Below are 13,718 nucleotides of genomic sequence, written 5' to 3'. Positions count from 1 at the left end.
CAAGCCATGCTGTCTTAACTTTTGTTGATACCTTTCTCGGGGTCCCACATGCCGCATGACACCGACCGTCTGATGGTCCGCATCCAATCCATGCGCGACGAGTTGATCCAGCTCACGCAGGACCTAATCCGCATCCCAACGCTCAACCCACCGGGCGATTGTTACCGCGACATTTGCGACTATCTCGATACGCGCCTGACGCGGCACGGCTTTGACACGCAACTGATCCGGGCCCACGGCGCCCCCGGCGACAGCGACAAATATCCCCGCTGGAATATCGTGGCCCATAAATCCGGCCACCACCCCGGCGACTGCGTGCATTTCAACAGCCACACCGACGTGGTCGAGGTTGGCCACGGCTGGACCTTCGATCCCTTTGGAGGCGACATCCACGATGGCAAGATCTACGGGCGCGGCGCCTGCGACATGAAAGGCGGGCTTGCCGCCTCCATCATCGCCGCCGAGGCCTTCATCGCCGAATTTCCCGACTTCTCAGGCGCCATCGAAATATCCGGCACCGCGGACGAGGAATCCGGCGGGTACGGCGGCGTGGCGCATCTTGCCGAAAAAGGCTTCTTTGCCCCTGAACGCGTGCAGCACGTCATCATTCCCGAACCTTTGAACAAAGATCGCATCTGCCTTGGCCATCGCGGCGGCTGGTGGGCCGAAATCGAAACATTTGGCGAAATCGCTCACGGGTCTATGCCCTTCCTTGGCGACTGCGCCGTGCGCCACATGGGCGCGGTCTTGGATAAATTCGAGACCGACCTTTACCCGGCAATGTCCGCGCGCCACACCGATATGCCAGTGGTGCCCGAAGGCGCGCGGTCTTCCACCATGAACATCAATTCGATCCACGGCGGCCAACCCGAACAGCCAGCTGATTACACCGGCCTGCCCGCCCACTGTGTGCCTGACAGTTGTCGCATCGTGATCGACCGCCGCTATCTGGCTGAGGAAAACCACGCGCAAGTCGCAGGCGAGGTGCAAAAGCTGCTGCAAGACCTCGCCGAAAACCGCCAGAATTTCCGCTTTGAAATGCGCGAAATCAACCACGTTGCGCCTTCGATGACCGACCGCGCAGCGCCGGTGGTGTCCACGGTGGATCGTGCAATCCAAGACGTTCTGGGCAAGGCGCCCGACTATGTCGCCAGCCCCGGAACCTACGACCAAAAGCACATTGACCGGATCGGAAAACTCAAGAATTGCATCGCCTATGGTCCCGGAATCCTTGAGTTGGCGCACAAACCAGACGAATATATCGGCATAGATGACATGATCGACAGCGCCAAAGTCATGGCCCACAGCCTGACTCAACTGCTTTTGCCACAATCAGAATAACAAAAACGACTAGGGAGAGAGACAATGAAACATCGCACGTTCCTGCTGGCCAGCGCCTTGCCACTCGCGCTCGCCACCGCCGTTTCGGCCCAGACCGACATCACCGTCGCGCTTCAGCTTGAACCACCTCACCTTGACCCAACCTCGGCCGCCGCGGGCGCCATCGACTCGGTGCTTTATTCCAACGTGTTCGAAGGCCTCACCCGCTTTGCCTCTGACGGCGCCGTGATCCCAGGCCTCGCCAAGAGCTGGGACATCTCAGACGACGGCCTGACCTACACCTTCATGCTCAATGACGGGGTCACCTTCCACGATGGCTCGACGATGGACGGCGAGGACGTGAAATTCTCGCTGGACCGCGCCCGCGCCGAGGACAGCGTGAACGCGCAAAAAGCGCTGTTTGCGGGCATTTCTGACGTGTCCGTCATGGACCCGATGACTGTCAAAGTCACCCTGTCCGAACCAAACGGCAACTTCATCTTCAACATGGCATGGGGCGATGCTGTGATCGTCGCACCTGAAAGCATCGACGACATCAAAACCACGCCTATCGGCACCGGCGCGTTCAAATTCACCAACTGGGTGCAGGGCGACAAAATCGAACTGACGCGCAACGATGCCTATTGGGGCACTCCGGCTGTGCTGAACGATGTGACTTTCAAATTCATCTCCGATCCTACGGCGGCGATGTCGGCAGTTATGGCCGAGGATGTTGACGTCTTTGCCGGTTTCCCAACCCCAGAAGCGCTGCCTCAGTTTGAGGCAGACCCGCGCTTTCAGGTGATCGTCGGCAACTCCGAAGGCGAAACCATCCTGTCAACCAACAACAAGATGCCGCCACTGGACAACGTCAAAGTGCGCCAGGCGATTGCCCACGCGATTGACCGTCAGGCGATCATCGACGGGGCCATGTTTGGTCTTGGCACCCCGATTGGCACCCATTTCGCACCGCACCATCCGGACTACGTCGATTTGACCGGATCGTCGAATTATGACCCCGCCAAAGCCAAGCAACTGCTGGCCGAGGCTGGCTTTCCGGACGGGTTCACCACCACGCTGAAACTGCCGCCGCCCTCCTATGCCCGTCGCGGCGGCGAAATCATCGCGGCTCAACTGCGCTCTGTGGGTATTCAGACCGAAATCAGCAATCTGGAGTGGGCGCAGTGGCTTGAACAGGTGTTCCGTGGCAAGGACTTCGGCCTGACCATCGTCAGCCACACCGAACCCTTTGACATCGGCATCTATGCGCGGCCCGATTACTATTTCCAATATGACAACCCCGAGTTCCAGCAAATCATGGAAACATTGAACAAGGCGACCAAACCCGCCGAACGCTCCGCACTTCTTGCCACCGCGCAAAAAATGATCTCGGCAGATTACGTGAACGGGTATCTGTTCCAGCTCGCCTTCCCGACCGTCGCCAAGGCCGGTGTTCAGGGTCTCTGGGAAAATGCGCCCACACAGGCCACAGACCTGACTGCTGTCAGCTGGTCTGACTAACACTCCCGGCGTCGGCGGTGTTCGGGACCCTTCCCCCGACCCGCCGGCGTTTTTACTTCGCAAAGGTGCGACAATGCTTGAACTGACCCCCGCCGGTGCCACGCCTACCCGCACAGGCCCTGCCGACTATTTCACGGGCAATGTGCGCCTTGACGTGATCACCGAAAGCCGCCCGCCATCACAAGTTTTCGCCGCCCGCGTGACCTTTGACCCGGGCGCGCGCACCGCTTGGCACACCCATCCCGTCGGGCAAATCCTGCACGTTGTCTCGGGCAGCGGCCTAATTGCGCTGCGCAGCGAAGCGCCTCGTGTGATCCGTCCCGGCGACAGCGTCTGGATCGAACCGGGTGTCGAGCATTGGCACGGCGCAGGGCCTGAAACCGGCATGTGCCACATCGCTATTCAAGACGTGATGGACGGCTCCGGCGCGGACTGGCTCGAACATGTCAGTGATACCGACTACCTCACGCCGCCTGCCTAAATGCTGCGCTACGCTCTCAAACGTCTGCTCTCGCTGCTGATCAGCCTCGCCATCGCGTCGGTGGTTATTTTTGCGGTGATCGAAATCGCACCGGGCGATCCGGCCAGTTTCATGCTTGGCCTCAATGCCCAACCCGATACCGTGGCCGCCCTGCGCACAGAGCTTGGCTTGGACGTCTCCAAAGCCCAGCGATATCTCAACTGGGTTGGTGGCATGCTGACCGGTGACTTTGGCACCTCCTACACCTACCGCACACCGGTGGGCGGGATGATCAGGGACCGCATCTGGGTTAGCCTGCCCCTGGCGCTCTATGCGCTCACGCTGTCCACGCTGATCGCGTTTCCCGTTGGCATCTACGCCGCCGCCCGCCGTGGCAAACCCGGCGACTTGACTGTGATGGGCGCGACGCAACTTGGTATTGCCGTGCCGAATTTCTGGTTTGCGATGATGCTGGTGCTGATATTCGCCATCAACCTGCGCTGGTTCTCTGCGGGCGGTTTTGCCGGCTGGGACGAAGGCGCCGCCGCTGCCCTGAAATCCCTCACACTGCCCGCCATCGCGCTGGCTCTGCCGCAATCGGCAATCCTTGCCCGCGTCATGCGCTCGTCGCTGCTCGATATCTTGGGTGAGGACTTCATGCGCACCGCCCGCGCCAAAGGCCTGTCGCGCCGACAAGCCCTCTTTCGTCACGGCTTGCGCAATGCCCTCATCCCTGTGCTGACCATCATCGGCATGCAATTCGCCTTCCTGCTCGCAGGCGGTATCATCATCGAACAGGTCTTTTTCCTGCCCGGCCTCGGTCGCCTGATCTTTCAATCCATCTCCGCCCGCGATCTGATCGTGGTGGAAAGCGTGGTCATGCTGCTTGTGTTCCTCGTGATCATGGTGAACTTCGTCGTCGATCTGGCCTATGCCGCCGTCGACCCACGCCTGAGGGCCCGCACATGACCCTATCGCGCACCATTCTTTTTGGCGGCCTGCTCAGCAGCCTGATCGTCACCGCGGCTTTGCTCAGTTTTTTATGGACGCCATACGACATCACGCAACTGGATATCCCCAACAAGCTGCAAACCCCCTCGGCCACCCATTGGTTTGGCACCGATCACTTCGGGCGCGATATCTTTTCAATGATCATGGTTGGCGCGCGCACTTCGCTGGCTGTGGCGCTGGTGGCGGTGGGTATCGGCATGGGCCTCGGCGTGCCGCTTGGTCTCTGGGCTGCCTCCCGCCAAGGCGGCTGGACTGACGAAATTATCATGCGCGGCAACGATCTGATTTTTGCCTTTCCCAGCCTCGTAATTGCCATCCTGATCACCGCCATTCTTGGCCCCGGCGCGATCAACGCAATCATCGCCATCGGCATCTTCAACATCCCTGTCTTCGCCCGCCTCACACGCGCCGGCGCGCTTCCCTTGTGGCAACGCGAATTCATCCTCGCCGCGCGGGTTGCCGGCAAATCCCCCGCCCGCATCAGCCTTGAGCACATTTTGCCCAACGTCGCCAACCTGCTGATCGTACAAGGCACCATCCAGTTCTCGCTTGGCATCCTCGCCGAAGCCGGGCTCAGCTATGTGGGCCTCGGCGCGCAGCCGCCCACGCCGTCGTGGGGCCGGATGCTGGCCGACGCGCAAACTATGGTCGCCTTCGCGCCGCACCTCGCCCTGATCCCCGGTCTCGCAATCGTCTCCGCTGTGCTCGGTCTCAACCTTCTGGGAGACGGGCTGCGCGACCATCTTGACCCCAAAATCCGGGTGATGCGCGCATGACTTTGCTGACCGTGCAAAACCTCTCGCTTTCCATCGGCCCCCTGCCGATCCTGCGCGACGTGAGCTTTTCCATCGCACCCGGTGAAATCGTCGCCATCACCGGCGAAAGCGGCTCTGGCAAATCCATGACCGCCCTGTCGGTGATGCAACTCTTGCCCGACAGCGCGGCGGCCCAAGGCGAAATTCTTCTGCAAGATCGTAACCTGCTGACAGTGCCGGAACCCGACCTCTGCGCCATTCGCGGCAACGACATCGGCATGGTCTTTCAGGAACCAATGACCGCGCTAAACCCCGTGAAAACCATCGGCGCGCAGGTGGTGGAAACCATCCTGATCCATGCGGCCACCACAAAGCGCGAGGCCCAAGCCCAAGCCGCCGCCATGCTCACCCGTGTCGGCTTGCCTCAGGACCAATTTCCGCTCAGCCGCTATCCGCATGAACTGTCAGGAGGGCAGCGCCAACGCGTCGTGATCGCCATGGCCATCGCCCGACGCCCGCGCCTTTTGATCGCGGATGAGCCAACCACCGCCCTCGACGTCACAACCCAAGCTCGCATTCTTGACCTGCTCCAAGACCTTGTGACTGAATTCGATATGGGTCTTTTGATGATCACCCACGACCTCGCTGTCGTGGCCGACATGGCACATCGCATCATTGTTATGCGCCACGGCGAAATCGTCGAACAGGGCGAAACCCAATCCCTGCTCGCCAATATGCAGCACCCCTATACAAAAGCCCTGTTTGAAGCCTCAGCCCACCAAGTTGACCTTCCACCACAGCGCGAAACAGCTGCCCCGATCCTCTCGGTGCAAAACGCGATTCGCGACTACGCGCTGCCCCGCACAACACTGTTTGCACAGCGCCAGTTCCACCGCGCGGTGAACGCCGTCAGCTTTGACATCCACCACGGCGAACGCGTCGGGCTGGTGGGGGAATCCGGATGTGGCAAATCCACCCTCACACGCGCCATCCTCGGGCTTGAACCGCTGCAATTCGGCGCAATCTCGGCCTTCGATAGCCCCGTCGGCCCCGACATGCCCGCCGCCACCCGCGCCAAAATTCAGGTGGTCTTCCAGGACCCGTATGGCAGCTTCAACCCCCGCCACCGCGTCGCCCGCATTCTGAGCGAGCCCTTCCACCTCGATCCGAACGCCCCCAAAGGCGCAACCCTTGCCAACACCATCGCCACCGTGCTCTCCGATGTTGGCCTGACGCCCTCAGACGCGACCAAATACATCCACGAATTCTCCGGCGGCCAACGCCAGCGAATCGCCATCGCCCGGGCCCTGATCACCAAGCCAGAACTCATCATCTTCGACGAAGCGGTCTCCGCGCTTGATGTCTCAATCCGCGCGCAAATCCTTGACCTGATTGCTGACCTGTCACGCCGCCACAACCTCGCCTACCTCTTCATCTCCCACGATCTGTCTGTCGTGCGCACCGTCACCGACCGTGTCCTGGTGATGCAATCCGGCGAAATTGTTGAACATGGCGACACGGAAGGTGTCTTCACAGACCCCCAACACACCTACACCCGCAGCCTGATCGCCGCAGCACCCGTCTTGCCCGACCTCAAGGAGGCCCAAAATGCACCTGCCTGACTTGCCCTTCGCCCCGTCGCTATGTCTGATCGGTGGCCACTGGATCGCCGCCCAAGGCCGCGAAACACTCGACCTGACCAACCCGTCCGACGGTTCGGGCCTCGCTGCCATCGCCCGCGGTTCAAGCGCTGACGTCGACGCGGCCGTCGCCGCCGCGCATCAAGCCCGCGCGGGCGATTGGGGCACATTCACCGCAGCCGAACGTGGCCGCGTCCTGACCCGCATCGGCCAGCTTGTGTTGGAAAACGCAGACACCCTCGCCCTGCTCGAAGCTTTGGATGTGGGCAAACCGCTTACGCAGGCCCGCAACGACGTCACAGCCCTGGCCCGCTACATGGAATTTTACGGCGGCGCGGCAGACAAAGTGCACGGCGAGACCATCCCCTATCTGGATGGCTACACCGTCTACACGCTGCGTGAACCCTTTGGCGTCACTGGCCACATCGTGCCATGGAACTACCCGATGCAGATCATCGGCCGCTCCGTCGGCGCCGCTCTCGCCATGGGCAACGCCTGCGTCCTCAAACCAGCCGAAGAAGCTTGCCTCACAGCACTCGCCTTCGCCGACCTCGCCATGCAGGCCGGTCTGCCCGCCGGTGCGCTCAACGTCGTTCCAGGCCTCGGCGCCGAGGCTGGCGCAGCGCTCGCTGGCCACGCGGACGTGCAACACATCTCTTTCACCGGCTCGGTCAACACCGGTCGCCTTGTGCAAACCGCCGCCGCGCAAAATGTCATCCCCGTAACCCTCGAACTCGGCGGCAAGAGCCCGCAACTGGTCTTTGCCGATGCCGACCTCGACGCCGCGCTGCCCTTTTTGGTGAACGCCGGCATCCAGAACGCCGGCCAAACCTGTTCGGCTTCGTCGCGTATCCTTGTCGAGCGCGCCGTCTATGACGAGGTCGCCACCCGCATGGCCGCCGCCTACACCGACATGCGCGCCGCACCTGCGGTCGAGGATGCAACTCTGGGCCCGCTGATCTCTGCCCGCCAAAAACAGCTTGTCACCGACTTCCTGACCAAAGGCGCCGACCTCACCCAAGCCGCCCAAGGTCAAATCGCCACCGACGCCCCCGGCCATTACATCGCGCCAACCCTTTTTGCCGACGTGCCCCCCGACCACAGCCTTGCTCAGGACGAGATCTTCGGCCCCGTGCAGGTCCTGATCCCGTTTGACACCGAAGAAGACGCCGTGCGGATCGCCAACAGCACAAAATTCGGCCTTGTCGCCTCTGTCTGGTCGCAAAACGGCGCCCGCCAGATGCGCCTCGCCAAACAACTCAACGCCGGACAGGTCTTTCTCAACAACTACGGCGCAGGCGGCGGTGTCGAGTTGCCGTTTGGCGGCACCGGCCACTCCGGCCACGGCCGCGAAAAAGGCTTTGAGGCCCTCTTTCACTTCTCCCAACTCAAAACCGTCGCCGCCCTGCACGGCTAGGCTTTCCTCTTGCTATAAATATCCCCGCCGGAGGCACCTTCTGTCTTCGGCACCTGCCAAAAGGACCCAATACATGCGTCTCTCTCAAAAAACAGCCATCGTTACCGGAGGCGCACAAGGTTTCGGCGCGGGCATCGTCGACAAATTCCTGACCGAAGGCGCCAAAGTGCTGGTGGCCGACATCAACGGCGACGCGGCCGCGACCAAAGCCGCCGAGAACGCCAACGTCATCGCCGCCCAAACCGATGTGTCACACCGCGCCAGCGTTCAGGCAATGATCGACACCGCCCTCACGGCATGGGGCCACATCGACATTCTGGTGAACAACGCAGGCATCACCCACCTGCCTACCCCACTTGAAGACGTCACCGAGGACGACTTTGACCGTGTCTTCGCTGTGAACTGCAAATCGATCTACCTCACGGCACAGGCCATCGTGCCGCACATGAAATCCCGCGGCTCCGGCGCGATCTTGCACGTCTCATCCACCGCGGGCCTGTCGCCGCGTCCCAATCTCAACTGGTACAACGCCTCCAAAGGCTGGGTGAACACCGCCACCAAAACCATGGCTGTCGAACTTGCGCCCCAAGGCATCCGCGTCAATGCGCTCAACCCCGTCGCGGGTGAAACGCCGTTGTTGAAATCCTTTATGGGCGAAGACACCCCGGAAATTCGCGCCAAATTCATCTCCACCATCCCGTTGGGCCGCTTCTCCCAACCCGAAGACATGGGCAACGCCGCCGCATTCCTGTGCTCGGACGAGGCCAGCATGATCACCGGCACCTTGATGGAAGTCGACGGCGGCCGCTGCATATGATTGTGCAGTCGCAGCATTCATTTCGCTCAATCGCACGGCAATCGTAGGAATTCTGCCCAAAAAATAATCAAATCATGCGTCACACCCCACGCCCCCTCTGGCCCTCGCTGACCTTGCCCCGATACCAAAGGGGCAAGCCACTCCAGCAGGACAAAGCCGTGACCGACAAGCTCACCATTCTCATTGTCGAACCAGACAAAACCCGCGCCCAGGCGATCATCGACAGCCTCGCGGCCACCGGTGACCACCACATCCGCGTTCTGTCGGCCTCAACCGGCCTCGCCCGCTCTGTTGCTGAAATGAACCCTGACCTCGTGCTTCTGGACATGGCCAACCCCAGCCGCGATGCGATTGACGCACTGACGCTGGCGTCTTCCCCGCTGGAGCGTCCTGTCGCCATGTTCGTGGACCGCTCCGATGACGGCCTGACCAAAGCTGCGATCGAAGCTGGCGTGTCGGCCTATGTCGTGGACGGCATGCAGCCCGACCGCATCAAACCCATTCTTGATGCCGCTATCGCGCGGTTTCACATGTTCTCGCGCATGCGCTCCGAACTTGCTGCCACCAAACGCGCTCTTGAGGAACGCAAAATCATCGACCGCGCCAAAGGCATCCTCATGCGCGCGCGCAACATGTCCGAAGACGACGCCTACGCTCTCATCCGCAAGACCGCGATGAGCCAGGGCAAAAAGATCGCTGACGTCGCCCAAGCCCTCGTCACCGCCTCGGAGCTGCTGTCATGAGAACCCTTCCCCTGACCCTTGGCTTCATGCCTCTTGTTGACGCCGCCCCTCTGATTATTGCCCGCGAACTGGGATTTGCCGAAGAAGAAGGCCTCGCGCTGACCCTGCAAAGCGCGCCCAGCTGGTCCACCCTGCGCGACCGGCTTGCACTTGGCCAGATCGAGGCCGCCCATATGCTATCGCCAGTACCCGTCGCGATGGCGCTCGGCCTTGGCGGCATGCGCACCCAATTCGACGCGCTTTCCGTTTTGTCCATAAATGGCAACGTGATAGGCATTTCAAACGCACTCGCCGATCAGCTAGACGCCGCTGGATCCATCCCTGATTTTCTAGACGCCAAAGCCGCCGGCGCGGCGCTTGCACGTCTGAAAAAACCTCTGCGGATCGGTGTGCCGTTCCCGTTTTCCATGCACGCCGAGCTGCTGCACTACTGGCTCGCAGCTTCTGGCCTGAATACCGCCCAAGCTCTCGATGTGCGCACCATCCCACCCCCGCTCATGGCCGACGCCATCTCCTCCGGCGAGGTCGACGCCTTCTGTGTTGGCGAACCCTGGGGCTCAATCACAGTTGAGAACGGTGGCGGCACATTGCTGCTGCCCGGCGCGGCCATCTGGCAATTCGCGCCAGAAAAAGTCCTTGCCGTGCGCCATGAATGGGCGACATCGGAACCGGACATCACCGGTCGCCTGATGCGCGCGATCTGGAAAGCGGGCCGTTGGCTGAACCAGCCGGACAAACACGCCACCGCTGCCGAGATCCTCAGCTGGCCGGAATATCTCGGTGTCTCCGCCGAGATCACCGAACGCGCCCTCTCAGGCAACCTCCTGATCAACGCCCGCGGCCGGTCGCGCCATGTGCCACAAATGATGGATTTCTTCGCTGGCGCAGCCACCTTCCCATGGAAAAGCCAGGGCGCATGGATCGGTGCCCGCATGGCGGCCCGTTTTGGTCTGGACCGGGCGCAATCCGCGACCAAGGCCGCCGCCGTTTTCCGCTCCGATCTCTACCGTCGCCACCTCGGCCCCCTTGGCGCCGACTTACCGGCTGCGTCTGAAAAACTCGAAGGTGCGCTGTCCGAACCAACCCGCGCCGCAACCGACTCAGGCACACTGATTCTCGGCCCGGATCGCTTTTTTGATGGTCAGGTTTTCGACCCGGACCGGCCAGAACGCTGAATTTTTGTGCAAACCCATGCACCAATGCGGCATCGCAGCATAAATGAACGCCCATCTCTTGCTGCGCCGCCGCGAACGCTGCCAGATAAGAGCAAGTTTGGAGCAAGGTTGTTCCAACTCATACTTTCCCCAGAGTTGGGGAAAATACAGAGCAAAGCCGCTCGACTTGTCGCCGTACCTCCTCCCTCGGCGCTGGTCAGCGGCTTTTTTTCGTTCTCCCGCCTCGCCACAGGCAACGCAAAGGACAGACACATGAAACGCATTACTTCCATCCTCGCGGCCACGACGCTGCTCGCGGGTCCCGCCTTGGCCGAGTTGGAGCTCGAAAAGGACGAACTGACATTCGGCTTCATCAAACTCACCGACATGGCCCCGCTCGCGGTTGCTTATGAACAGGGCTATTTCGACGACGAAGGCCTGTTCGTGACTCTCGAAGCGCAAGCCAACTGGAAAGTGCTTCTGGATGGTGTGATCGACGGACAACTCGACGGCGCGCATATGCTGGCGGGCCAGCCTCTCGCGGCCACCATCGGCTACGGAACCGAGGCCCACATCATCACGCCTTTCTCGATGGATCTGAACGGCAACGGCATCACCGTTTCCAACCAGATCTGGGAAGAAATGAAGCCAAACATCCCACATGACGCCGAAGGCAAGCCAGTTCACCCGATCTCCGCATCCGCGCTCAAGCCGGTCGTCGAAAAATACACCGACGAAGGCAAGCCCTTCAACATGGGCATGGTTTTCCCTGTGTCGACCCACAACTACGAACTGCGCTACTGGCTCGCCGCTGGTGGTCTGGAGCCGGGATATTACTCCCCCGAAAACATCACCGGCCAGATCGGCGCAGACGTTCTGCTGTCCGTGACGCCACCACCACAGATGCCTGCCACAATGGAAGCCGGCACAATCTACGGCTATTGCGTGGGTGAGCCTTGGAACCAACAGGCCGTCTTCAAAGGCATCGGTGTGCCCGTGATCACCGACTATGAGCTCTGGAAAAACAACCCAGAGAAAGTCTTTGGCATCAACGCCGACTTCGCCGAGCAATACCCAAACACCACCATCGCCGTGACCAAAGCGCTGATCCGCGCCGCCATGTGGCTCGATGAAAACGACAACGCCAACCGCGAAGAAGCGGTGAAGATCCTCAGCCGGCCTGAATACGTTGGCGCAGACTACGAGGTGATCGCCAACTCGATGACCGGCACGTTTGAATATGAAAAAGGCGACAAGCGCGAGGTTCCCGACTTCAACGTCTTCTTCCGCTACAACGCGACCTACCCCTTCTACTCCGATGCCATCTGGTACCTGACCCAAATGCGCCGCTGGGGCCAAATCTCTGAAGCCAAGCCTGACAGCTGGTACGACGAGACTGCCAAGTCGGTTTACAAGCCTGCGATCTATCTCGAAGCAGCCCGTCTGCTCGTCGACGAAGGTCTGGCCAATGAGGCTGACTTCCCATGGGACAGCGACGGCTACAAAGCGCCAACACCGTCCGAGGATATCATCGACGGCATCGCCTATGACGGCAAAGCGCCAAACGCCTACCTCGACAGCCTGCCAATCGGCTTGAAAGGCGAACAGCGCGTCGTCGGCACCGAGATCCAGGGCTAACGATCACTCCCTCGGGATGGCGGGTGGGGCGGCGTTGCCCCACGGGGCAACCAGCGACCCACCCGCCATCCCGGCCTAAACGACACCGTCGCAATGCCGATGCGATACCGACGTAAAACAGACAGCCAAAACGGCCTCCCGGCCAAGGACCCAGCCATGACCACAATCGACCCTCAATCCATTGCTGACGAAGACCGCGAAGCACGCCGCGCACGCCTCTTCACACGCATCAACAAGGCCGACGGCTGGTTCCAAGTCCTCGGCCTTAGCTTCGTCACACCTCTCCTCAAAGCCGCTGCTGGTGACAATCCGCGCGCCCAAGCCGCCGAGATCTGGCGTCTGTTGGGTGTGCCGCTTCTGGCCATCGCCGTCTTTCTGATGCTCTGGGCCAACTTCGCGCCCAAAGTGCAAACCTCGCTCGGCGCTGTCCCCGGACCGAAAGAGGTCTGGACCGAAGCCGTGCTTCTGCACGAAGACGCCAAGGCCAAAGCCGCCAAAGAGGCCAAGTTCCTTGAACGTGTCGATGCGCGTAACGCCAAGTTTATCGCCAACGGTCAGCCTGAAAAAGTCAAAGATATCAAATACACAGGCAGCCCGAGCTTCTACAAACAAATCTGGACTTCGATCAAAACCGTTTTCTTCGGCTTCCTGATCGGCACACTGATCGCCGTACCCGTCGGCATCATGGCTGGCCTGTCGCCATATGCAAACGCCGCCGTAAACCCGCTGATCCAGATTTTCAAACCGGTCTCGCCACTCGCATGGTTGCCCATCGTGACGATGGTTGTCTCCGCTACCTACACGGTGGATGACGGTCTGTTTTCCAAAGCCTTCCTGACCTCCGCCATCACCGTGACGCTTTGCTCTCTGTGGCCGACGCTGATCAACACAGCCTTAGGCGTCGCCTCCATCGACAAGGATCTGGTGAGCGTGTCCAAAGTCTTGAAAATGAACACATATACCAAGATCACCAAACTGGTCTTGCCCTCGGCCCTGCCCTTGATCTTCACCGGCCTGCGCCTGTCGCTTGGGGTTGGCTGGATGGTTCTGATCGCGGCTGAAATGCTGGCGCAGAACCCCGGTCTTGGCAAATTTGTCTGGGATGAATTCCAGAACGGCAGCTCCTCCTCGCTCGCCAAGATCATGGTCGCCGTCTTCACCATCGGCATCATCGGCTTCCTGCTGGACCGCCTGATGTACGCGATCCAATCGCTCTTCACCTTCACATCCAACCGGTGATCC

The 13,718-nt window shown here is 60.7% G+C and carries 12 protein-coding genes; all 12 read left to right on the top strand.

Going from position 1 to position 13,718, the window contains the following annotated elements:
* The first annotated feature begins 48 nt into the window (after positions 1–48).
* The 12 genes from SHIM_RS01010 (at position 49) to SHIM_RS00955 (ending at position 13,715) form a co-directional block, all read left to right on the top strand.
* Positions 49–1,341: an acetylornithine deacetylase/succinyl-diaminopimelate desuccinylase family protein gene (locus SHIM_RS01010; RefSeq protein ID WP_082358214.1), complete on the top strand. Its 1,293-nt coding sequence runs from the start codon at positions 49–51 to the stop codon at positions 1,339–1,341.
* A 24-nt stretch (positions 1,342–1,365) separates the two neighbouring features.
* Complete coding sequence (locus SHIM_RS01005; protein ID WP_054000755.1) at positions 1,366–2,841, top strand: ABC transporter substrate-binding protein; 1,476 nt, start codon at positions 1,366–1,368, stop codon at positions 2,839–2,841.
* Between the two features lie 73 nt (positions 2,842–2,914).
* Positions 2,915–3,322, top strand: a complete 408-nt coding sequence (locus tag SHIM_RS01000; RefSeq protein WP_054000754.1) for a (R)-mandelonitrile lyase — start codon at positions 2,915–2,917, stop codon at positions 3,320–3,322.
* A complete protein-coding gene (locus SHIM_RS00995) occupies positions 3,323–4,270 on the top strand; it encodes an ABC transporter permease (RefSeq protein ID WP_054000753.1) in 948 nt (315 codons plus the stop codon).
* Entirely contained in the window at positions 4,267–5,088 is an 822-nt protein-coding gene (locus SHIM_RS00990; RefSeq protein ID WP_054000752.1) for an ABC transporter permease, read from the top strand. Before SHIM_RS00995 ends, SHIM_RS00990 begins: the two co-directional genes overlap by 4 nt.
* Positions 5,085–6,689 (top strand): ABC transporter ATP-binding protein, encoded by a 1,605-nt coding sequence (locus SHIM_RS00985; RefSeq protein WP_054000751.1) that lies wholly within the window; start codon positions 5,085–5,087, stop codon positions 6,687–6,689. Before SHIM_RS00990 ends, SHIM_RS00985 begins: the two co-directional genes overlap by 4 nt.
* Positions 6,676–8,124: an aldehyde dehydrogenase family protein gene (locus SHIM_RS00980; protein ID WP_054000750.1), complete on the top strand. Its 1,449-nt coding sequence runs from the start codon at positions 6,676–6,678 to the stop codon at positions 8,122–8,124. Before SHIM_RS00985 ends, SHIM_RS00980 begins: the two co-directional genes overlap by 14 nt.
* A 73-nt stretch (positions 8,125–8,197) precedes the next feature.
* Positions 8,198–8,941: an SDR family oxidoreductase gene (locus SHIM_RS00975; RefSeq protein WP_054000749.1), complete on the top strand. Its 744-nt coding sequence runs from the start codon at positions 8,198–8,200 to the stop codon at positions 8,939–8,941.
* 158 nt (positions 8,942–9,099) lie between these two features.
* The gene (locus SHIM_RS00970; protein WP_054000856.1) at positions 9,100–9,684 is read left to right on the top strand and encodes an ANTAR domain-containing response regulator; all 585 of its coding nucleotides are present in this window, start codon (positions 9,100–9,102) and stop codon (positions 9,682–9,684) included.
* Entirely contained in the window at positions 9,681–10,859 is a 1,179-nt protein-coding gene (locus tag SHIM_RS00965) for an ABC transporter substrate-binding protein (RefSeq protein ID WP_054000748.1), read from the top strand. Before SHIM_RS00970 ends, SHIM_RS00965 begins: the two co-directional genes overlap by 4 nt.
* Positions 10,860–11,111: 252 nt before the next feature.
* Positions 11,112–12,476 carry a CmpA/NrtA family ABC transporter substrate-binding protein gene (locus SHIM_RS00960; protein ID WP_054000747.1) on the top strand — a complete coding sequence of 455 codons (1,365 nt, stop codon included), beginning with the start codon at positions 11,112–11,114 and terminating at the stop codon, positions 12,474–12,476.
* Positions 12,477–12,632: 156 nt separating this feature from the next.
* Positions 12,633–13,715: an ABC transporter permease gene (locus SHIM_RS00955; RefSeq protein ID WP_054000855.1), complete on the top strand. Its 1,083-nt coding sequence runs from the start codon at positions 12,633–12,635 to the stop codon at positions 13,713–13,715.
* Positions 13,716–13,718: the final 3 nt, after the last annotated feature.

The sequence above is a fragment of the Shimia sp. SK013 genome, assembly GCF_001292625.1.
In the GTDB taxonomy this organism is placed as follows: Bacteria; Pseudomonadota; Alphaproteobacteria; order Rhodobacterales; family Rhodobacteraceae; genus Shimia.
Note: the sequence above shows the minus strand (reverse complement) of the source record. Positions and strands in the feature narration are given on the sequence as shown.